The sequence below is a fragment of the Arthrobacter ipis genome (genome assembly GCF_014694315.1).
GTDB lineage: Bacteria > Actinomycetota > Actinomycetes > Actinomycetales > Micrococcaceae > Arthrobacter > Arthrobacter ipis.
The window spans coordinates 108,442-129,639 of the sequence record NZ_JAAOXD010000003.1 but is presented as its reverse complement, the minus strand read 5'-3'; the positions used below and the strand labels follow the sequence as shown (position 1 = coordinate 129,639).

Sequence of the window (21,198 nt, the reverse complement as noted above, 5' to 3'; positions counted from 1 at the left end):
ACGAAGAAGTATGGACTTGGCGAGCCACCACCAATACTTCAGCGTCGCGGCATCAGCGGAACTCTCGCCGGCCGGTAGCCGTCCTGAACCGCAAGCCCCTCTTCGAGAACAAACCAACTGCCGCAAAGGAATGACATGTCTTACTCACTGCAGCTGTATACCCTCCGCAACGCCCTCCAGGAGGACCTGGCCGGCACCATCAAGAAGGTCGCGGAGATCGGTTTCACGCAGGTGGAGCCGTACAACTTCGTGGCCACGGCCAAGGAGCTGGGCGTTGCTCTGAAAGAGAACGGCCTGACAGCGTCCTCCGGCCACGCCCCGCTGCTCAGCCAGGACCAGGACGAAATCTTCGCCGCCGCGAAGGAACTGGGTATCGGCACGGTGATCGAACCGTACATTACGGCCGAGCACTGGCAGGACGCGGAGACCATCCAGGCCACCGCTGCCAAGCTCAACGCCGCCGCCAAGAAGGGCGCCGAATACGGCATCCGCGTGGGCTACCACAACCACGCCTGGGAGCTGGAGTCCACCATCGAGGGCCAGACCGCGCTTGAGTACTTCGAGGGGCTGCTGGACCCCGAACTGGTCCTGGAAGTGGACACCTACTGGGTTGCCGTCGGCGGCCAGGACCCGGTGGACATTCTGACCAAACTGGGTGACCGGGTGAAGTTCATTCACATCAAGGACGGCCCGCTGAACACCGACACCAAAGCCCAGCAGCCTGCCGGCCAGGGCAAGATCCCGGTATGGGACGTCATCGGCGCGGCCAAGTCGCTGGAAGTCGGTGTCGTGGAATTCGATGACTACTCCGGGGACATCTTCGCTGGCATCACCCAGTCGCTCGCCTTCCTGAACTCCGCAAAGGCCACCGAAGGAGCGCAGGCATGAGCGGCACATCCACGCAGTCTTCCCGCCGAGGACCGGTCGGTGTCGGCGTCATCGGCGCCGGCAATATCAGCAAGCAGTACCTGGACAACCTGACCGTCTTCCCGGATGTGAAAGTCCACGTCATCGCAGACCTCTTCGAGGAGGCCGCCGAGGCGCGGGCGAAGGAGTACGGCATCCCGGAGTGGGGCGGTGTTGACGCAGCGCTGAACCATCCCGACGTCGAAATCATCGTCAACCTGACCATCCCGGCCGCGCACGTTGAGGTGGCCACTGCCGCCGTCAACGCCGGCAAGCACGTCTGGACGGAAAAGCCCTTCTCCCTGGACCGCGAATCGGGCCTCGGCTTGCTGAAGACAGCCGACGCCGCCGGTATCCGCCTCGGCTGCGCCCCGGACACGTTCCTCGGCGCCGGGCTCCAGACCGCCCGCAGGCTCATCGAACGCGGTGACATCGGCACCCCGCTCACTGCCATGACGACGTTCCAGACCCCGGGCCCGGAGTCCTGGCACCCGAATCCGGCATTCCTGTTCCAATACGGCGCCGGCCCCCTCTTCGACATGGGCCCCTACTACCTCACTGCCCTGGTCCAGACATTCGGCTCCATCCGGAAGGTCGCAGCCATCGGTTCCAAAGCCAAAGAGGTCCGTGTCATCGGCTCCGGCCCCAAGCTCGGCGAAGAGTTCACCGTGGACGTCCCAACCCACGTCAGCGCCATGGCCGAGTTCGAAGGCGGACAGTCCTCGCACAGCGTCTTCTCGTTCGAGTCGCCGCGGCAGCGGATGGGCTTCGTGGAGATCACCGGCACCGAGGCAACCATTTCCCTCCCGGACCCGAACTACTTCGACGGCGATGTGCGGCTCTGGTGCGCCGGCGACGAGGACTGGACAGTTATCCCCGCCACGGGACCGTCCAACGGCCGGGGCATGGGCGTGCTGGACATGGCCCGCTCCATCCGGGCAGGGGTTCCGCACCGCGCAACGGGCAACCTGGCCTACCACGTGCTGGACACGATGGTCTCGATCTCCGAGTCCGTGGAATCCCGCACCTTTGTCAACGTCGAAAGTTCTGCCCCCACGTCGCCAGCCCTCCCCGAGGACTGGGACCCCACCGCCTCCACACTCTAGGAACAGCAATGACTTCGTCCGCATCCCCCGGCACCCCGCCCAAAACCCTCGGCGTGGCGATGATCGGCTATGCCTTCATGGGCAAGGCCCACTCGAACGCGTGGCGGAACGTCGCGTCCTTCTTCGATGTCCCGGCCTTCGAGCAGAAAGTGCTCGTCGGCCGGGACGCCGGCCAGGTCGCCGAAGCCGCGGCCAAGTATGGCTGGGCCGAGTCCGCGACGGACTGGCGCTCCATCCTGCAACGGGACGACATCGACATCGTTGATATCTGTGCCCCGGGTTGGATGCATGCGGAGATCGCCATCGCCGCCCTCGAGGCCGGGAAGCATGTGCTCGTGGAGAAGCCATTGGCCAACACCCTCGCCGAAGCCGAGGCCATGACCGCGGCGGCACAGGCGGCCCGGGCCAGGGGCGTGCAGTCCATGGTCGGATTCAACTACCGCCGCGTGCCCGCCCTGGCTTTGGCCCGCGAACTGATCGCGGAAGGCCGCCTCGGCACCATCCGGCACGTCCGCGCCGCCTACCTGCAGGACTGGCTTGCCGACGCGGAATCACCCATGACCTGGCGGCTGAACAAGGAAACCGCCGGGTCCGGCGCCCTCGGGGACATCGCCTCCCACGCGATCGACCAGGTCCTGTTCCTCCTCGGCGACACGGTCACCGAGGTCTCCGGCCGGTTGCACACCTTCACGCCGGTCCGGCCCGGCAAGAACGGGTCAGAGGACGTGACGGTCGACGACGCCGCCTGGGCCACGCTGTCCCTCGCCTCCGGGGCCATCGCCTCCGTCGAAGTCTCCCGGGTGGCCACCGGCCAGAAGAATTCCCTCAAGCTGGAGATCTACGGTGAGAAGGGCACCATCCTCTTCGACCTGGAGGACCTGAATGAACTCCGTTTTCTGGACGCCACTGTCCCGGTGCGGGAGCAGGGCTTCCGCCGGATTCTTGTCAACGAGCCCGAACATCCGTACCTGGACGCGTGGTGGCCTCAGGGGCACATAATTGGCTGGGAACACACGTTCACGCACGAGATCCGCGACTTCCTGGCCGCGATCGGCACAGGCGAGGCGCCATCGCCGTCGTTCGAGGAGGGCCTCGCCGTCCAGCGGGTGCTGGCCGCCGTTGAGGAGTCAGCGGCAGCGAAAAGCGCCAGCATCCAACTCGTCCAGCCCACCGGGGCAGCAGCCGCCACCCCGACCACCGACACCTCCACCGAAGGAGCCTGACATGCCCCGCCCGTACACCCTGTTCACCGGCCAGTGGGCCGACCTCCCCTTCGAGGAAGTCGCGCGCCTGGCCTCCGGCTGGGGCTACGACGGCCTGGAAATCGCCGTCTCCGGGGACCACCTGGACGCCTGGCGCTGGGACGAACCCGGCTACGTCGAGTCCAAACTCGCCATCCTGGACAAATACAACCTGAAGGTCTGGGCCATCTCCAACCACCTCAAGGGCCAGGCCGTCTGTGATGACCCCATCGACTTCCGCCACGAAGCCATCGTCGGGTCCAACGTCTGGGGCGACGGCGACCCTGAAGGCGTCCGGCAGCGCGCCGCCGAGGAAATGAAACACACCGCCCGCCTCGCCAAAGCACTCGGCGTGGACACTGTCGTCGGCTTCACCGGCTCCTCCATCTGGCAGTACGTCGCCATGTTCCCGCCCGTTCCGGAAAAGGTCATCGAGGCCGGCTACCAGGACTTCGCCGACCGCTGGAACCCCATCCTGGACGTCTTCGACGAATGCGGGGTCCGCTTCGCCCACGAAGTCCACCCGTCCGAGATCGCCTACGACTACTGGACCACCGTCCGGACCCTCGAAGCGATCGGCCACCGCGAAGCGTTCGGCCTAAACTGGGACCCCTCGCACTTCATGTGGCAGGGCATCGACCCCGTCTCCTTCATCTGGGACTTCAAGGACCGGATCTACCACGTCGACTGCAAGGACACCAAGCTCCGCCCCACCGGCCGGAACACCGTCCTCGGCTCCCACCTGCCCTGGGGCGACCCCCGCCGCGGCTGGGACTTCGTCTCAGCCGGACGCGGCGACGTCCCCTGGGAATCCTCCTTCCGCGCCCTCACCGCCATCGGCTACACCGGCCCCATCAGCATCGAATGGGAAGACGCCGGCATGGACCGCCTCCACGGCGCCCCCGAAGCCCTCGCGAACCTCAAAAAATACGACTTCCCCGCATCCCAGACCAGCTTCGACGCAGCCTTCAGCAGCAAGGACTGACCCGATTTCCTTGTGAAGTTTTTGTGCAGATATCGCGAGCAAGAGTGCCTTTTGGGGACGATATCTGGACAAAAACTCTGTGGAACACGCCCAGCAGCGAACTAACCCCGAATCCAGAGGAACGCGCAATGATCCGCACACTTCAGCCCGGCCAGCGGTGTGAGGTCTGGATTGCCTCCGCCACCGGCGAGCGCGGCCTTGTCTTCGCCACCGAGGACGTGCTCCTGGAGGCGCCCAACTGGACGCTCGACGGCGCGGCACTGGTCCTCAACGGCGACGGGAAGCTGTGGAGGCTCGACGTCGCCAGCCGGAGCCTCAGCAAGGTCCCGCTGGCCGGGATCCCGGACCTAAACAACGAGCATGTCCTGGACCCTGACGGCGAGCACATCTTCCTCTCGGCCAACGATGACCACATCTATCGTGCGGCCCTGGCCGGCGGCCAGGCTACGCGCATCACTGAGGACGACGGTTCCTTCCACTTCCTCCACGGCGTCAGCCCGGACGGGCAGGAACTGGCCTACGTCAATATCGAGGCCGGCGACTTCACCCGGCCGGGCAGGCTCATGACCATCCCGGCTGGCGGCGGCGCGTCCACACCCGTCAGCGTCGGCGGCCACTGCGACGGGCCCGAGTACTCGCCGGACGGCGACTGGCTGTATTTCAATACCGAGGCTTTCACCAGCCAGCCCGGCCACGCCCAGCTGGCACGAGTGCGTGTCTCCGGCGGCAGCACGCCCAACGGCGGCGGGGCTAACAACAAAGGCCCCGAGCAGCTCCTCACGAGCGACACCGTGGACTGGTTCCCGCATCTGTCCCCCGATGGCCGCTTGGCCAGCTACATCCGTTTCCCCAGCGGCACGCAAGGGCACCCGGCGGACCTGCCGGTCGACGTCGTGCTTGTCGCAACCGATGAGTGGGCAGCACCGCTGCACACGTGGCCCCTCTTCGGCGGGCAGGGAACGCTGAACGTCAACAGCTGGGCGCCCGACTCGGCCCGGCTCGCCGACGTGGCTTACCCGCTTACCCGCCCCACCATGAAGAAGGACTAACGTGACCAACCAGCCCCAAGGCACTTCCGACGGACAACTCCGCTGGGGAATCCTCGGCACCGGCTTCATCGCCGGCCTGCAAACACAGGACCTTATCGCGAACGGATTCACCGTCCAGGCCGTAGGCTCACGGACGCTGGAATCAAGCCGCCGCTTCGCCGAAAAGTTTGCAATTCCCACCGCCCACGACAGTTACGAAGCACTGGTCGCCGACCCGGACGTGGACATCGTCTATATCGCCACGCCACACCCTTTCCATCATGCGAACGCGCTGCTCGCCCTCAAGGCCGGAAAGCATGTTCTGGTGGAGAAGTCGTTCACCATCAACGCCCGCGAAGCTCAAGAGCTTGTCGCTCTGGCCGAGTCCAGGGGTCTGGTGGCGCTGGAGGCCATGTGGAGCCGGTTCCTACCCCACATGATCCGCCTCCGCGAGGTTATCCAGGAAGGCACGCTGGGCGAGGTCCGGAAGGTGGTGGCCAGCCACAACCAGAACCTTCCCAAGGATCCCGCACACAGACTCAACGATCCTGCCCTGGGCGGCGGCGCCCTGCTGGACCTCGGCGTCTACCCGGTCTCTTTCGCCTTTGACGTCCTCGGCGCTCCGGAGAGCATCCGGGCCAGCGCGGCCATGACGGCAACCGGCGTGGACCGGCAAACGGCAGCGATCTTCGAGTACCCGGACGGACAGCAGGCCATCTTGGACTGCGCACTGGACACCGCCTCAAACAACAGGGCCTCCATCATCGGGACGGAGGGATGGATCGACATCGAACCCACTTGGTACAACCCCACGCCATTCACCCGATTCGACAATGCGGGCAACGTCCTGGAGCGGTTCGACCAGCCGGTGACCGGCAGGGGGATGCAGTATCAGGCGGCCGAGATGGAACGCCTCATCCGGGCCGGCCTCACCGCGGGCACCGTTCTTCCCCCGAGCGAGAGCGTGGCCGTCATGGCCGCGATGGACGAGATTCGCCACCAGATCGGCCTCAGCTACGAGGCCGACGCCGGTACCTCGGAAGGGAGCGCCCGTGCTTGAATCCTTCTCACCCGGGATCAGCTAACCGCGGGCAGCATGAGGTTCGCGGGCAGGGGTCATCGCCGCCTCCTAGCTGGTGGTGCCGTGCCGCTCCCCCGCGATCTGTCCGCCGAGGATCTGTTCATAGAGTGCCAGGTGGTCGGCCACCATGCGGGCGGAGCTGAAGCGCTGCTCGGCGGCGGCGCGGCAGGCTTCCCTGCTGAGGCCCGCGGCCTCGGCGGCGAATCCGGCGAGCTGGTCGGTGCTGCCCAGGTAACCCGTGACGCCGTGGTCCACGATTTCCGGAGCAGCCCCGGCGGGGGTACCCACGACGGGCGTTCCGGTGGCCAGCGCCTCAATCATCACGAGGCCGAAAGGCTCCGGCCACTGGATCGGGTTCAGGAACGCGAGCGCACCACCGACGAGTTCGTATTTCTCGGCGTCGGACAGCGGCCCCATGAATTCCATATCGGGGCCCAGCGCCGGCCTGACGACGTCGTCGAAATAGGCCTGCTCCTCGGCTCCCTGGATCCGGGCGCTGATGCGCAGGGGGATGACCGCGGCACGTGCGGTCTGGATGGCTTCGAGGATGCCCTTGTCCGGGGACAGCCGTCCGACGAAACACAGATATCCGCCGTCCCCCTGGCCTACCGGAACGGAGGCCACATCCATGCCATGGTGGATCACCTTCGTCACCGGGACCGGCGAGCGGCTCACCTGGTCGCGGGAGATCGCAATGATGCCAGTGGTCTTTCCGATGGCGGTGTACAGGTCCACGGCCTGCGGAGCCAGGCGGATGTGGATGGTGGTGACCACCGGGACTCCGGTCGGCCGGCCGGCATACAGCGGCCCGCTCAACGTATGGTCGTGGATGATGTCCATGCCTTCCATGCCGTCGTAGGCCCTGATGATGTGGCTCAGCTCCGACAAGGCAAGTCCCAAGTCCGCCGGTTCCGAGGGGCGCATCCGCGGGGCCAGGGGAACCGGGCAGGTGCTGTCGGATGGGGCTGCAAGCAGGACCTCATGCCCGGCTGCGGCGAATCCGCGGGCAAGGCTGTCTACCACCCGCTCGGTGCCGCCGTATCCGGGTGGCGGCACCGGGATCCACGGTGCCGATATGAGTCCAATACGCACTTTGCCTCCCACGAATGTACGGCCTGACCGCCGGGAGTTAGTCCAAACAATATGGCCGGGCCCGCCGCCAAACAAGGGCTGCGCGAGGCCGGGTGCAGCAGCCGCCCGCCCGAACCGCCCGCAGGACCGAGTGACCAAAGCAACTGTCCGCGGAGGAATGCCCGGGTAAGCATGCGAGTTGTCGCAGGCATGAAGATTGAGATCTGGTCAGACATTGCATGCCCCTGGTGCTACATCGGCAAGCGCCGGTTCGAGGCCGCCCTCGCCGAGTTCCCGCACCGAGACCAGGTGGAGGTGCAGTGGCGCAGCTACCAGCTGGACCCCAGCGTGCCCGAACACTACGACGGCACGGAACTGGACTACCTCAGCAAGCGCAAGGGCATGGCCCCCGACCAGGTCACGCAGATGTTCGACCATGTAGCAGCCGAGGCCAAAGGTGAGGGCCTCAACTACCGGTTCGACGCCGTCGTGGTTGCCAACAGCTTCACGGCCCACCGGCTCATCCACCTGGCCGCCGCGCACGGCAAGCAGGACGTGGCCAAGGAGCGGCTGCTCAGCGACCACTTCGAACACGGCAAGGACATCGGCAGCCCCGATTACCTTGCGTCGGTTGGCGCGGACTTGGGGCTCGACGCCGCCGACGTTGCCCAGCTGTTCAGCTCGGACAAGTATGCCGACGACGTCCGCCGCGACTTCGCCGAAGCCCGCGCCCTGGGCATCAGCGGTGTGCCGTTCTTCGTGATCGACCGCAAGTACGGACTGTCCGGGGCCCGGCCCGCGGCGAGCTTCACCATGGCACTCGAACAGGCCTGGCAGGAGTCGCACCCGCTGGTGATGGTCGGCGACAAAGCCGGCGCCAACCAAGAAGGCGCGAAGGCGAAAGACGCAGAGACGTGCGGCCCGGACGGCTGCCCCGTCTGAGCCTCGGGCAGCAGCCGTTTGGTGACAGATAGCGGTAAAGTGTCCCTATGCCCCGGATTTCGGCCCCCAGCAACGCTGCGCAGCGCGCCGAGACCCAGCGCCGCATCCTGAACGCCTTCGGTGAGCTCCTCTTCTCGCACGGGCTGCCCGGGCTCACCATGACCGACGTCGCCCGGCATGCAGGGATCGGCCGCACGGCTGTCTACAACTACTACGCCGACATCGAAGAGCTCCTGATTGCCTACGCACTCGTGGAGACAGAACGGTTCATGACCGGGCTGCGGGAGTCGCTCGCCCGGCTGGACAATCCGGTGGACCGGCTGGCCCTGTACGTGCGGGCCCAGGTGGAGGATCTCAGCCGCCGGCATCTGCCGCCGGGTCCGGCCATGGGCGCCGTCCTCTCGCCTGCGTCATTCGCCAAGCTGGCCGACCACGTCGGCGGGCTCAGCGACATGCTGCAGGACATTCTTCGCGACGGCATGGACCAGGGCTACTTCCCGGTGGCCGATCCCCTCCAGCAGGCACAGCTGATCCACGGCACTCTCTCCTCCAGCGCCGCCCGGGGCGGCGACGCCTCCGCGGACCTGGAGGAAAGGATCTCCCGGACCGTCCGCTTCATCCAGTTGGGCGCCGGGGCAAGGTTCGACGACGGCGGCCGCCCCTTGCGCCTGCAGCCGCCCGCCGCAGCGGCCGGCTTAGGGACAGCCGGCTAAGGCTCAGTCTGCTAAGGCTCAGTCCGCTAAGGCTCAGGGCTTGGCGCCCTGGGTCGGCATGACTGGCAACTGCGACTCATCGGCGACGCGACGGCTTTCCCGCGGGCAGCTGAGCTGGCCCGGGGTCTGGTCAACAAGCTGCGGCTTGACCAGGCCGCGGTAGTCGCCAGTCAGGATCACGTCCACGCTGGCGTCCTTGCGCCCGTCCTGGAAGTAGTCCGAGCCGGGCAGGTTCCGCTGGACGGTGAAGGCCGCCGCCTGTCCGGCAGCACCTGAGACGATGGCCGCGACGCCCCGGTAGCCGGTTTCCGTGTTGGCCACCTTGCCGAGGACAAACTTCCTTGCCTTAAACTCATTGGCTGCCGCCTTGGCCAGGCCGTTGCGGCTTGTGGCGTTGAGGACGTTAACCGTCACTTTGGCAGGCGGCGTGTAGTCGAAGGTTGTTGCCGGGCAGACGGAGGAGTTCTCCTGGGCCTGGATAGCGGACGGAAACTTGATCTGCCCGCTCATCACACCCATTGCCCCCATGACTCCCGCGACAATGAGGCCAAGCAGCAGCACGAGCACCACACCGTGCAGGATCCTGCGGCGAAGGCGGCCGGGATTTGCCGCGTTCTCGTCGTCCTCGACGAACGTGGCCCTGAGCTCGGGGCCACTAATCACGCGGTGACCGTGGAGGACGGTCACGTCTTTGGGTTTTCTAGCCATCGATCACGAGCACCCTTGCATGTATGGCGGTGCGCTGGTGGAGTGCAGTCCTTACCGCCCGGTGCAGGCCGTCCTCCAGATAGAGGGTGCCCTGGTACTGCACCACGTGGGGAAACAGGTCCCCAAAGAAAGTGGAGTCCTCGGCAAGGAGCGCTTCAAGATCCAGGGTCCGCTTGGTGGTCACAAGTTCATCCAGCCGCACGGGACGGGGCGGAAGAGCCGCCCAGTCTTTGGGGGTACTGAAACCATGGTCGGGGTAAGGGCGTCCCTCGCCCACAGCTTTGAATATCACCCTGCAAGCTTAAGCAACTGGCCGGTTCAAGGGAATGTGGGATCAGCGCGCCGCGGGAGGTTGTAGCCAAACAGTAACTATCTGTCACATGCTGTCCGCCGGCCTCTTTCGGGACGGACCGGCCGGTGTCGGCTGACAGAATGGAGCCATGACTGCACCTACCGCGAATGCCGCCCCGGGGTTCGGCGCCCACACGCCGTCGGCACCCGCCCTGGCCCTGCTCCTGGACGTTGACGGCCCGGTTGCCAGCCCGGTGACCCGGGATGTGAAACCCGAAATCATTGCCGATTTGGTGGCGCTCGCGAACGCCGGAGTGCCGGTCATCTTCAACACCGGCCGCTCGGATGCCTTCATCCGCGAGCAGGTCATGGAGCCCATGATCGCCGCCGGAATGCCGGGCGGAACGCTGATCCACGCCATCTGCGAAAAAGGCGCTGTGTGGTTCAGCTACACCTCTGCCGGCCCCGGACCCATCCATGTGGACCACGAGCTCGCCGTGCCGGCAGCCTACGGCGACGATGTCCGGCGCATGGTGGCTGAGGACTACTCGGCCCACATGTTCTTCGACGAAACCAAGCGCGCCATGGTGTCGGTGGAGCAGCACATTGAGGTGCCCAACAGTGAATATTTCGCCGAGCAGAAGCTGTTTGATGCCGAAGCGATGGAGCTGATGGGGCGCCACGGCCTGGGCGTCGTGCGGCTGGACCACCATGCACCCAACTCCGACGACGAGATCGACTACCGCGTGGACCCCACCATCATTTCCACAGACATTGAATCGGTGCGGCTGGGCAAGGACCTCGGAGCGAGCCGCGCCGTGGAGCTGCTGGCAGCCCAGGGCATCACGCCGCAGGCGTGGCGGACGGTCGGCGATTCCCGCACGGACTACGCCATGGCCGACTGGCTGCACCACAACGACCACGCTGTGAAGCACGTCGACGTCCGGCCTGCGGACGGCGTCCCGGCCAAGCCCTATGACGTCCTCACGGCCGCCGACCTGGGCCTGCAGGAAACGGTCATACACGACGACGCCGGGGCGGCGTTCCTGTCCAGCTGGCGGCAGGCGCTCGTGGGCTAGGCCCGCTGCCGCGGCCCAGCGGGCCGGGCCAGGGCGGGCCACCGCCCGGTATGTTTTCCCGGCAGGACTATCATGCAAGTAAGACTTCACCACACCCCTAGCAGCATGGGAGCAACGCCATCACGGACGTAACGGTTCAGGACGACATCTATTACGGCGGTCAGGCAGCCGAGGACGACGTACCCGCACTCGCGGAAGCAACGTCGCCGGCGGCTGTGGCGCGCCTCAAACACCGCCCCGACGTCGTCCGCCGATCAGGCCGGTATGCGCTGATCAACGACACCCGGACGCCTTACCAGGCCATGGTGGAGGACCTGCTCTTCCTTCGGAATGTGCTGGACGGGGCCGGGCTGGATTACCTGCTGGTCCGTGGCAACAATGACCGTCCCGTGGTCGCCCTTGACTGGAAGGACCGGAAGAAGCTGCGGTCCGCCCTTGTTGAAGCCTGCCGGCACGAACCGTTCTACTCCATGACGGTGGATGCAAAGAAGAAAACGTCCGTCCTGGTCGCCGACGGCGAGCTCTCCGTCAACCGCCAGGCTCGTATCTTCCGGCTGTACCGCCCGCGGGTGGAGCCCGAGGGCGGCTTCGAATTTGGTGCGTCCGCAGGCGTCCAGGTGGAACTCTGGAGCTTCCTGGGCGACGAAGTGATCCTGCCGATCGAGAACTCGCTCACCCGCCGCACCATGATGGCCCACGAAGCCGTCCGCGGAACGGTTGAGCGTTACGGCCACACCTGGCCCACCATCGAGAACATGTTCGCTGACCACGCGAGCGACATCAGCTTCGACATCGACATGGTCTTCTCCTGGGTGGACGGCACCTCGCCGGAATACATCGCCGCCCGGCGGGCCCGGATGGCGGGGGCCGTTTTGGGTGAGGGCGACGACCACGAGGCGCGCTACCGGCAGATCAATGAGCTCAAATACGCGCTCCGGTCGGTGTACATGTTCGCACCGTGGGTCCGCCGCATTTTCATCGCCACGGACTCCCCCGCACCGGAATGGCTGAACGACCACCCGTCCGTCACCATCGTCCGGAGCGAGGAGTTCTTCGCCGACCCGTCGGTGCTGCCCACCCACAACTCGCAGGCCGTGGAGTGCCAGCTGCACCACATCGAGGGCCTCTCCGAGCACTTCCTCTACTCCAACGACGACATGTTCTTCGGGCGGCCGGTGGGCCCGGACATGTTCTTCACTCCGGGCGGAATCACCAAGTTCATCGAGGCTGAGACCCGCATCGGCCTCGGCGAAAACGACGCTGAACGCAGCGGCTTCGAGAACGCGGCCCGGGTCAACCGGAAGCTGCTCTGGAACCGCTTCGGCCGGATCACCACCCGCCACCTGGAGCACTCGGCAGCGCCGATGCGCCGGAGCCTCGTAGCCCAGATGGAGCAGGAGTTCCCGGCGGAGTTCGCGAAGACCGCCGCCAGCACCTTCAGGGCCGCGGACAACATCTCCGTCACGAATTCCTTCTATCACTACTACGCGCTGCTAACCGGCCGGGCGGTGACCCAGACGGCGGCCAAGGTGCGGTACGTGGACACCACGCTCCGGTCGGGACTGAATTACCTGCCCAAGCTGCTGACCAAGCGCAACATGGACTTCTTCTGCCTCAATGACGGCAGTTTTCCGGAGGTGCCGGCCGACGAACGTGCGGACCTTGTGACGGAGTTCCTGGAGAGGTACTACCCCATCAAGGCGCCCTGGGAAAAGTAAGCGCTGGGAACGCAAGAGCTGTACCGCAGGAAGCCCCCGCCAGAAACTGACCAGTCAGTTCCGGCGGGGGCTTATCTGTGCGAGCAGACCCTGGCTGCTACTTCCGCGTGAGCACGGGACGTTTGGCCCCTTCGGGGATGCGGATTCCGGCTGCCGCCAGGCGGCGTTCCGTCTCCTCGGGGCTGACATACTCGCCCACGGTGGGGGTGGCGCCCAGCGGCACCACGGAATGCACCACGGTGTGCTCATAAACGTGCACCAGGTTGAAGGCCTGGCCGCCGTCGCGGCCGCGGGTGCCGCCCACCGGAACATTCAGGTCCTGGGTGTAGCACGTGGCTGAGGCCACGGAGACCGGGATGCCGGCGAAGCTCGCCGTCGTGGAGTAATGCAGGTGGCCGGCCAGGATGCTGCGCACATCCGAGTTCCTGACGACGGCCGCCAGGGACGCCTGGTCGCGGAGTTCCACGAGCACGGACAGGTCCAGCACCGATGGAACCGGAGGATGGTGCAGGGCCAGGATCGTGCCGTCCGGCGCCGGAGTCTCCAGCTGCCCGGCGAGCCAGTCCAGCTGGTTCGCGCTGAGTTCGCCGTGGTGATAGCCGGGCACCGACGTGTCCATGGTGATGACCCGGAGCCCGTTGACGTAGTAGCTGTGGTCAACGGGATCGTCGTTGCCGCGCTGGTCGAAGAGGCCCGCGCGGAAGTTGGCGCGGTTGTCGTGGTTGCCCATGGCCCAGATGACCTGGGCGCCGATGTCCCGGCACGCGGGCTCCACGACTGCGCGGAGCTTGGCGTAGGCCTCAGGGTCGCCCTTGTCCGCCAGGTCGCCGGTGAAAATCACGGCTTCCGGGCGCGCGCCGGAGTCCTGAACCTCGTCGAAAAGCTGGATCAGGCGGGCTTCGCTGTCAACTGCGCCGTATAGGGGGTCCGGACCGCCCAGCAGGTGGGTGTCACTCAGGTGGAGTAGAAAATGGCGTGGCCGGGGATGCTCGGCCTCGATGAGCTCCATTGCTGCCTTCGCGGTAGTTAGGAAGCGGGGCGCCTCCTGTGTCCCTCTCAGTACCTTCCATCCAACCAGATAAAAAGCGAACTAGGGGGAAACGGGAGTTGGCATGTTGAAAAATTACAACACCGCCGCCGCTTTCGGGCTACCTTCCTCGCTTTCGTTTCCTTGCACGGCCATCACCCGATGACCGCTTCATTGATATGCCGTGCATTCTTCGATTCGCCGCATTCCACCCGTATCTGGCGGAGACTGGGCTATGCGCCCGGCAGTTTTGCCGCAGAGAAGAAGAGGGAACTTCCCCGGGTAATTCCGGGCGGAATGCTCTTCCGGAAGGTGCCCGGCTCACCATGCCTGGCGACATTTGAAAAAACGACGACGGCGTGCGCCCACGCCGGGCAGGCCAACCGCCCAGCAGATCCGGTACTGACCGTACAGCCGCAGTCGGCGGACGCATCCGCCGCTGGCACCGCATCGCCCGTGAGGCATCCGAAACCCGGGTGGGTTCCGTCGGCTGTCGGCGGAATTTGGAGGGAAGTCACATCGTGCTCTCTCGCCGGGTGCATGGCTGTCACTAATGACAACGGCGTCGGCCTCCGTTGCATTCCCTGACCTCCTGACCAGTTGATTTCACCCGGTTAGCGGACGGCCCGACGGCGGCTGCCCGTCACCGCCTACGGCGCCGCCGTGGGCTCCGCCGTCGGAACAGCTTCTGCTGCGGCCTTCGCCCCTGCCACGGCAGCATCCCCGGTTGGCACGGCACTTGGCGACGTCGCGGTTGCCGGTTCCGATGTGGGAACTGGAGCCGGTGCGGGCGGAGCCGGGGCGGGCGCAACCGGAGCGGGCGGAGCCGGAGCTGGCGCGGGCGGAACCGCGATTTCGGGGGCCGGCGGCGCGGGGACCGGATCCGGTACGGGTACCGGAGCGGGCTCGACGGGGGCAACTTCCGTTGGGGCAGGTTCGGAACCCGTGATCGGCCCGGAAGGTACCACCGGTTCGGTGGGCGGCGCGGGGTCTGCCGGGACCGCAGGCTCAGTGGGAGTGGGTTCCACCCGAGCAGGGTCAGTAGGCGGCGTGGTTGGCGTCGGAGTCGGCGTCGTGGGAGGAGGCGTCGTGGGAGGAGGCGTCGTGGGAGGAGGCGTCGTGGGAGGAGGCGTCGTGGGAGGAGGCGTCGTGGGAGCAGGGGTCGGCGTCGCAGGAGCAGGCTTCGGTGTGGGAGTCGGGGTGGGCGTTGGCTTAGGCTTGGTTGTAGCGGGAGGCTTCGGCGCCGGCGGTTTGGGACTTGCGGTAACTGTCGGATCTGTTGCCGGGCTGGAGGTCGTCGAACCCGAAGTCGACGAACCGGACGTCGGAGAACCGGACGTCGGCGAACCAGACGATGACGAGACCAGGGTGGGGCGCGCCGCTGATGTCTGGCCGGTGTGCGGGTTGGCGAGCGCGGCCGCGGTGACTGGTGTCAGGCCGTCGTCGGTGTTGCCCGGCCCGCTGTTGCCCGCGATGTTGGGGATCGCCCACCCATACGTGCTGGCAGCGCCGCCCGCGAAGCTGGTAAACACAGCTGGTGTCAGTTGGTCGGTCTGCCGGATGGGCAGCAGGGTCCACTTCAGGGGATCCTCGTGCTGTCCGTTCTTGATGACCTCGAAGTGCAGGTGGCACCCGGTAGAGGATCCGGTGGTGCCCACCTCCGCGATGATCTCGCCTACCCGGACCTGGTCGCCCTTTTCGACGGCGATGCCCTGCAGGTGGTTGTACGTGGTGATCAGGCCGTTGCCGTGGTCGATCTCCACTCTGTTGCCCCCGCCCCAAGGGTGCCATCCGGCGGCCCGGACCACGCCGGCGTCGGCTGCGTAAACACGGGTGCCGCAGGCGGCTGCGTAGTCCTGGCCCCAATGGAATTCACCTGCTTCGCCGGTGATCGGGCTGTGCCGCAGGCCGAATGGGGAGGTTGGCGTGAGGTGTTCCAAGGGCGCCATGAGGAAGCCGGCTCCGGGGCGCTTCAGCGCGGTGGAGGCCACGCCCGGAGATTTCACGGCGCCTGTCTTGGTTGCCTTGACTTTGGAGTTGGACACGGCGTGTCCGGTGGGAGCCTTCGCCGGCGCAGCGATGCCGGACCCGCTGACCGGGTACCCGGGCGGTGCGGTGTCGGGATCGAGGAGTTCCGGCCCGACAACTCCCGAGGGAGGTGCAATTGGGACGGCAGCACCCACGGGCTGCTGGATGGAAGTGGCAGGCCCCTGGAATCCAAAGGCAAAGACGGAGAAGCCGACAACCACCGCCGCGGACAGGCTCCGCAAGGCGATCCGGCCCGGGCCGATCACCCTTGGTGCTTGCTTGTGTCCCCCATGATTTGCCACAGAATTCTCCTGGATCAGTACCCGCCAAACGCGTATCTCGACGAGCGTGTCCTCCATTGTGGCCATAGGTCCCAGAGCGGCGAAACCCCTAAAACTGGGGGGTCAGTTGGTACGGTTCCATAGGCTTTCAATCGGAATTCCTCGGGCTGCACGGCAGAAAGTCCCACGGAGACGAGCTCGGTCCTCGGCTGAGGCCACTCAGTTTCCGGGACGGGGGTGCGCTGTCCTTCGTCCACCATCCAGACGGTGTGGGATTAGGCTTCGGCGGCGGTTCCTTGCTCGGCAGCCGGCGGCTTTTCGTCACCGGCCCGGCCTGGTGGTGCCGGTTCCGCTAGCCGGGCCTTGGCGTAGAGAACGTCGCCGATGAACCAGTCGTAGATCAGCACGCCGATCACTCCGCCAATCAGCGGACCCACAATCGGGACCCAGAAGTACCAGCTGAAGGCCCCGTCAACGGTGCCGGGAAGCGCCGTCTGACCCCATCCGGCGAGCCAGGCCAGCAACCTCGGGCCGAAGTCGCGGGCAGGGTTGATGGCGTATCCGGCGTTCGCACCAAAGGACATGCCAATGGCCGCCACAGCCAGCCCTATCATGAAAGGGCCCAGGTTGGCTTTCACGGCAGTGTTGCGCAAATCGATGATGGCCACGACGAACATCACCAGAAAAGCCGTACCGACAATCTGGTCGATCAGCGGTCCAGTCGGGTTCCCGTTGAAGTACGGCGCGGGGAACGTGGCAAAAATGGAATAGGTGGCCAATCCCTTGGCATCGCCCCTGCCCGTGCCCGCAGCCGTGTTGTAGGCGTCGATGGCGTCGTGGTAGGTCAGGTACACCAGAGCGGCTCCAGCAAAGGCGCCGGCTACCTGGGCGACGATGTACGGACCAACCTTGTTCCACGGAAACTTCCGGCGGACGGCAAAAGCAAGTGTCACGGCGGGGTTGATGTGGGCACCGCTGACCCCGCCGGCCACATAAACCGCAAGAGCGACGGCCAGAGCCCATCCCCAGGTGATCAGCAGCCAGTCGCCTGCCGCCGCGAAGATGGTTGTCGGTGACGCCGTCCGTCCAGAACCCGGCAGGCCGGCGACGGCCATGGCCACGACTCCGTCGCCAAAAGAAATCAATACGAACGTGCCGAGGAACTCTGCGAGCACCTCACCCCATGTGCCGCCGAGTTGTTTGAGGCCGCTGCCATTCCTGACTGCAGTTCTTAGCGGGCTGATCTCACTCATCTGAAAGGGCCTCCTTTGGCCGCAAGTTCACGATGCAGAAAATTGTGAACGGTAAAACGACCCATGGCAGGGCGTGATGCCGGCACCAGCGGGAAAACACTATGCGGTGGGTTCCTCGTCTGGCCCTGGGGTTTGTTCCGCTTTACTGGCGGCCTTGCGCGCGGGGCCAACAGTTCCGTCCCGCCCGTAGTCGCCTTCGGTGTATCGGCCTATCTCCGACTCGGCTGTTCTCGGACCGGCGGCCCCTGCTGCCTCGTAATCGCCCCGCACGAAGCGGCCAGCTTCCTTGGCTTTGCTGCCGAGCGGTTCGGGGAGACCGCCCTCCCTGCCGGCCTCGCCAAAGTCCCCCTGGCTGTACTGGCCCTCCTCGTCGTCCGCATGGCGGCCGCGTTCGACGCCGGCGGCGCCGTAGTCACCTTTCACGTACCTGCCCCGGAGCTCGGGCTCATCGGGTTTTGTCCCAGGGGCCGATTCATCCGTAGGATCTTCAAATTCGCTGCTGTCCGTCATGATCTTGCCTTTCGCTGACGAATCGCTGCACCACCAAGCCGTACTTAAATTTTATCGATGTACAGCGAGCTGCGACAGGCCGCCGGCTCCTGCGCGGAAGACAGCGTTGGGCGGGACTGCACCGCCCGGGCCACCCAGGATAGCGCCAGTCCTAAGGTGACACTATTTGGCGATGGTTCGCAGAATCTGGCGGGCCACCAGACGGTCAATCCCCGGCACGTTGGCGGCCCGGATGACCCATCGCCGCAGGAAGCGCTGGGCCCGGCCGGCGGGGAGGAACGTCGCTGCAGCGCGCCTCCCAGAGGTTTGCGCAACTTCGACCACGTGTCGCCAGCGCTGCTCGAACACATCGAGCGCGGGCGAAATCCCCTGCGGCGAGGTCACCGGACCCAGGACTTCACCAAGGAGCGTCGCCCCTGCAATAGCGAGGGACCCGCCCTGGCCCGCCAGAAGTGATACCGCGCCGCACGCATCCCCCACCAACGTCACGCGTCCTCTGTGCCAGCCAGGCATGACGATCTGGGCCACGACGTCGTCGTACGGGTCCTCCGGGCAGACCTTGAGAAGCCGGTCCATCGCCGCGCCCAGACCAGAGAATTCGCGCACGAGCCGTTCCTGCAGCGTCCCGACGCGCGCGTCCCCCGGCGTCGCCGCCTTATCCCTGTAGACAAGAAAGACTGCCACTTCACCGGAGCGGAGACCGTAGATGCCGGCCGATCAGCCGATGCTGTCAGTAAGGATGAATCGATTCCGAAAACGAGCGTTCAGCTCGGCATCGTAAACGAAAACGAGCGTTCAGCTCTGCATCGGAAACTATGTAAGCAGCAGCGCGCATGCCCAGGGGCCGCAGATAAGAGCGTTCCGGACCGAAAACGCTGTCACGTATCCCGGAGTGGATGCCATCGGCCCCGATGAGGACATCCGCGTCGAGTTGAGCACCGGGAGCGCCGTCGACTACGACGTGTCCGCCGCTGGTATCGGTCCAGGCGCCGGAAACGCGTACTCCGTATCGGACGTGCACGCGGCCTGGTGGCACGTCGCCGAGGGCTGCCAGTGCGGCGCGTTCCATGTCGGGGCGCAGGAGGGTCAGGACTTTTCCGCCGGCCAGGCGGGAAAACTTCTCATAATCGAGGTGTGCGGTCGTTTGTCCGGCCTCGTCGACGTACTCGGCTGCTTTGACGTGATAGGCGGCCGCTGCCAGGCGGGGGTAGAGGCCGATTTTCTCAGATGCTTCCACGCCCGGTCCGAAAAAGTCCATCATGTAACCATCAGGACGGGGACCCCGGGATCTTTCCAGAAGATCAACATCCCAGCCGGCGAGGCCCAACTGGCGCGCTGCGACAAGCCCTGCAATGCCTGCCCCCACAACGATGGCCTTCATGTCCGCCCTCTATCAGCGCCAGCCGCCCCCTGTTTGCTGCCAGTCCAGGACGGGCGCTTGTTGATGACATCGTCAATATAGCTGTCACGCTACTGGATACCCGGCCCCGGGCGCGCGCGGGGCCGGAGGGAAAATGAGGCGACTCCTCCACTTAACCAGCCCGCCTCGGCGCGCGAGAATGAAATATGCGGACTTTCCTGAGGAAATGGCAGGCGGAACTGAAGCGCACGCTCACCGGCAGCCCGGACGCGCTGCCGGACTGGTCCCGGAAGTTTGCCCATGGCGACGACCCCGGGTATTTCCTCCCCGGTTCTGCGGTCTGGGCCGTCCATGGCGGCGTGCCGACCATCGTCGGCGGCATCCGGTCCCTTTTGATGCAGACACTTCACCCCGCAGTCCTCGCCGGGGTGCACGACCATTCAAATTTCCGTGCTGATTCGTTGGGCCGGCTGGCCCGGACCACTGCGTGGATCCACGCCCTCACCTACGGGTCCACGGCTGAAGCCCGGGCGGCAACCGCGAGGGTGGTCCGGCTGCATGAATCCGTTAACGGCAAGTATGTCGACGGCGACGGCAGCGTCCAGAAGTACTCCGCCAACGATCCTGAGCTGCTCCGCTGGGTGCACATCACGTTCACGGACTCGTTTCTCCGCACTCATGAGCTGTGGGACGGCCCCATTCCGGGCGGCCCGGATGCCTACGTGCGTGAATGGGCGCAGGCGGGCAGGCTCATGGGAGTGGAGTCCCCGCCGGAGAGCAAGGCCGCCCTCGTCCGGGAGCTGGCTGAATGGTCTGCCGAAGGCACTCTCCGCTGTGATGAACGGGTCTCCGAGACAGTCGCGTTCATCAGGAACCCGCCACTGCACCCCCTGCTGAAACCGGGTTACCGAGTGCTGTTCGAGGCCGCCGTCCTGAGCTTGGACCCCGACTACCGCCGGCTCCTCGGGCTGCGGACTGCCCGGATCGGTCCCCTGCCGCTGCCGGTGAGCCTGGCCGCCCGGGCGACCCTCGCCGTCGTACGCCTCGCACTGGGTCCGGCCAGTCCCAGCCAGCTGGCCGCCCGTGAACGGCTCCGGAGGCTGGGCGTGGCGTAATTCCTTCCCGCAACCGGGGCGGGAAGCAGAAAAACCCGGTCCTGACGATGTCAGAACCGGGTTTCCCAATGGCGGAGAATGGGGGATTTGAACCCCCGAGGGCGTTAACCCAACACGCGTTCCAGGCGTGCGCCATAGGCCGCTAGGCGAATTCTCCAGCTGCTCTTGAACCAAAAGCAGATACTAGAATACCTGAACTTTCCGGCATCTCCCAATCGGCCGAAAATGGTGCCATGTCCCAGCTGCATGCGCTCGTGATTTACGTTCCCGATTCCCACGTCGAGGCGGTACTCACCGCCATTGGAGACGCCGGAGCCGGCCGGCTGGGCGACTACTCGCACTGCTCATTCACGTCGCCGGGTACGGGACGATTTACCCCCTTACCCGGAGCCCGGCCTTACATCGGCGCCCCTGGTAAGCCGGAGGAAGTTTCCGGGGCACGGATCGAGTGCATCGTGGAAGAGGACGTGCTCGACGCCGTCGTGCAGGGATTGCGGCAGGCCCACCCCTACGAGGAGCCGGCATTCATGAGCTGGCCAGTGAACGGCCACCGATAGGACGACGGCGGCGCCCGCCACTGCCCCGTCGGAGCCGATTCGGGCCACGCCCAAAGTTCGGGTAAAGTATCTGACGGCCCCTCATGTGGCGTCATCCTGTTGAACTCCCCCAGGACCGGAAGGTAGCAAGGGTAGATGGGCTCTGGCGGGTGCATGAGGGGTCTCTTATTTAATGTCAGTCCCTATAGGTAGGTTTTC

Annotated in this window: 21 protein-coding genes, 1 tRNA gene and 1 other RNA gene; 13 read left to right on the top strand and 10 right to left on the bottom strand. The window is 65.7% G+C overall.

Translation table 11 applies throughout. The features are described 5' to 3' along the window. The first annotated feature begins 135 nt into the window (after positions 1–135). From G9E11_RS07670 to G9E11_RS07645, 6 genes are all read left to right on the top strand, one after another. Complete coding sequence (locus G9E11_RS07670) at positions 136–888, top strand: sugar phosphate isomerase/epimerase family protein (RefSeq protein ID WP_190604471.1); 753 nt, start codon at positions 136–138, stop codon at positions 886–888. Further along, a complete protein-coding gene (locus G9E11_RS07665; RefSeq protein ID WP_190604469.1) occupies positions 885–2,012 on the top strand; it encodes a Gfo/Idh/MocA family protein in 1,128 nt (375 codons plus the stop codon). Before G9E11_RS07670 ends, G9E11_RS07665 begins: the two co-directional genes overlap by 4 nt. Positions 2,013–2,020: 8 nt before the next feature. Then, positions 2,021–3,235: a Gfo/Idh/MocA family protein gene (locus G9E11_RS07660; protein ID WP_190604467.1), complete on the top strand. Its 1,215-nt coding sequence runs from the start codon at positions 2,021–2,023 to the stop codon at positions 3,233–3,235. A gap of 1 nt (position 3,236) precedes the next feature. Then, positions 3,237–4,238, top strand: a complete 1,002-nt coding sequence (locus tag G9E11_RS07655) for a sugar phosphate isomerase/epimerase family protein (RefSeq protein WP_190604465.1) — start codon at positions 3,237–3,239, stop codon at positions 4,236–4,238. Between the two features lie 128 nt (positions 4,239–4,366). Next, positions 4,367–5,287 carry a TolB family protein gene (locus G9E11_RS07650; protein ID WP_190604463.1) on the top strand — a complete coding sequence of 307 codons (921 nt, stop codon included), beginning with the start codon at positions 4,367–4,369 and terminating at the stop codon, positions 5,285–5,287. Between the two features lies 1 nt (position 5,288). Then, the gene (locus G9E11_RS07645; RefSeq protein WP_190604461.1) at positions 5,289–6,326 is read left to right on the top strand and encodes a Gfo/Idh/MocA family protein; all 1,038 of its coding nucleotides are present in this window, start codon (positions 5,289–5,291) and stop codon (positions 6,324–6,326) included. Between the two features lie 69 nt (positions 6,327–6,395). Here G9E11_RS07645 and G9E11_RS07640 read toward each other — a convergent pair whose 3' ends face one another. Beyond that, entirely contained in the window at positions 6,396–7,439 is a 1,044-nt protein-coding gene (locus tag G9E11_RS07640) for a glycosyltransferase family 4 protein (RefSeq protein ID WP_190604459.1), read from the bottom strand. Positions 7,440–7,628: 189 nt separating this feature from the next. Here G9E11_RS07640 and G9E11_RS07635 point away from each other — a divergent pair, with 189 nt between their 5' ends. Both G9E11_RS07635 and G9E11_RS07630 read left to right on the top strand, forming a co-directional pair. Further along, positions 7,629–8,360, top strand: a complete 732-nt coding sequence (locus G9E11_RS07635; protein ID WP_190605873.1) for a DsbA family oxidoreductase — start codon at positions 7,629–7,631, stop codon at positions 8,358–8,360. 47 nt (positions 8,361–8,407) lie between these two features. Then, the gene (locus G9E11_RS07630) at positions 8,408–9,073 is read left to right on the top strand and encodes a TetR/AcrR family transcriptional regulator (RefSeq protein ID WP_190604457.1); all 666 of its coding nucleotides are present in this window, start codon (positions 8,408–8,410) and stop codon (positions 9,071–9,073) included. 33 nt (positions 9,074–9,106) lie between these two features. Here G9E11_RS07630 and G9E11_RS07625 read toward each other — a convergent pair whose 3' ends face one another. Then, the gene (locus tag G9E11_RS07625) at positions 9,107–9,781 is read right to left on the bottom strand and encodes a LytR C-terminal domain-containing protein (protein WP_190604455.1); all 675 of its coding nucleotides are present in this window, start codon (positions 9,779–9,781) and stop codon (positions 9,107–9,109) included. Further along, on the bottom strand, positions 9,774–10,073 hold the full coding sequence (locus G9E11_RS07620; RefSeq protein ID WP_043417724.1) for a type II toxin-antitoxin system VapB family antitoxin: 300 nt from the start codon (positions 10,071–10,073) through the stop codon (positions 9,774–9,776). The genes G9E11_RS07625 and G9E11_RS07620 overlap by 8 nt, the downstream gene beginning before the upstream one ends. Before the next feature lie 148 nt (positions 10,074–10,221). Between G9E11_RS07620 and G9E11_RS07615 the strand changes: the two genes are divergently transcribed. Both G9E11_RS07615 and G9E11_RS07610 read left to right on the top strand, forming a co-directional pair. Beyond that, a complete protein-coding gene (locus tag G9E11_RS07615; RefSeq protein ID WP_190604453.1) occupies positions 10,222–11,151 on the top strand; it encodes a Cof-type HAD-IIB family hydrolase in 930 nt (309 codons plus the stop codon). A gap of 146 nt (positions 11,152–11,297) precedes the next feature. Further along, complete coding sequence (locus tag G9E11_RS07610) at positions 11,298–12,869, top strand: stealth conserved region 3 domain-containing protein (RefSeq protein WP_311764357.1); 1,572 nt, start codon at positions 11,298–11,300, stop codon at positions 12,867–12,869. Between the two features lie 97 nt (positions 12,870–12,966). Here the strand turns inward: G9E11_RS07610 and G9E11_RS07605 are convergent, their stop codons facing one another. The 6 genes from G9E11_RS07605 to G9E11_RS21030 all read right to left on the bottom strand — a co-directional run bounded on the left by G9E11_RS07605 (position 12,967) and on the right by G9E11_RS21030 (position 19,349). Then, positions 12,967–13,878, bottom strand: coding sequence for a phosphodiesterase (locus G9E11_RS07605; RefSeq protein ID WP_190604451.1), 912 nt, complete (start codon positions 13,876–13,878; stop codon positions 12,967–12,969). Positions 13,879–14,546: 668 nt separating this feature from the next. Then, positions 14,547–16,226: a M23 family metallopeptidase gene (locus G9E11_RS21470; protein WP_311764318.1), complete on the bottom strand. Its 1,680-nt coding sequence runs from the start codon at positions 16,224–16,226 to the stop codon at positions 14,547–14,549. 254 nt (positions 16,227–16,480) lie between these two features. Further along, a complete protein-coding gene (locus G9E11_RS07595) occupies positions 16,481–17,458 on the bottom strand; it encodes an MIP/aquaporin family protein (RefSeq protein WP_190604449.1) in 978 nt (325 codons plus the stop codon). Positions 17,459–17,557: 99 nt separating this feature from the next. Further along, positions 17,558–17,968 carry a hypothetical protein gene (locus G9E11_RS07590; RefSeq protein ID WP_190604446.1) on the bottom strand — a complete coding sequence of 137 codons (411 nt, stop codon included), beginning with the start codon at positions 17,966–17,968 and terminating at the stop codon, positions 17,558–17,560. Positions 17,969–18,130: 162 nt separating this feature from the next. Continuing rightward, entirely contained in the window at positions 18,131–18,574 is a 444-nt protein-coding gene (locus G9E11_RS21035; RefSeq protein WP_311764317.1) for an FAD-dependent monooxygenase, read from the bottom strand. A 124-nt stretch (positions 18,575–18,698) separates the two neighbouring features. After that, entirely contained in the window at positions 18,699–19,349 is a 651-nt protein-coding gene (locus G9E11_RS21030) for an FAD-dependent monooxygenase (RefSeq protein WP_246468814.1), read from the bottom strand. Between the two features lie 185 nt (positions 19,350–19,534). Between G9E11_RS21030 and G9E11_RS07580 the strand changes: the two genes are divergently transcribed. Continuing rightward, a complete protein-coding gene (locus G9E11_RS07580) occupies positions 19,535–20,443 on the top strand; it encodes an oxygenase MpaB family protein (protein WP_190604444.1) in 909 nt (302 codons plus the stop codon). Positions 20,444–20,512: 69 nt separating this feature from the next. Here the strand turns inward: G9E11_RS07580 and G9E11_RS07575 are convergent. Beyond that, positions 20,513–20,600 (bottom strand) — tRNA-Ser (locus G9E11_RS07575). 76 nt (positions 20,601–20,676) lie between these two features. Between G9E11_RS07575 and G9E11_RS07570 the strand changes: the two genes are divergently transcribed. Together G9E11_RS07570 and ffs are read left to right on the top strand one after the other, a co-directional pair. Continuing rightward, positions 20,677–21,000: a YqfO family protein gene (locus G9E11_RS07570; RefSeq protein ID WP_190604442.1), complete on the top strand. Its 324-nt coding sequence runs from the start codon at positions 20,677–20,679 to the stop codon at positions 20,998–21,000. 72 nt (positions 21,001–21,072) lie between these two features. Beyond that, positions 21,073–21,169: signal recognition particle sRNA small type (ffs, locus tag G9E11_RS07565), an RNA gene on the top strand. The last annotated feature ends 29 nt before the right edge of the window (positions 21,170–21,198 follow it).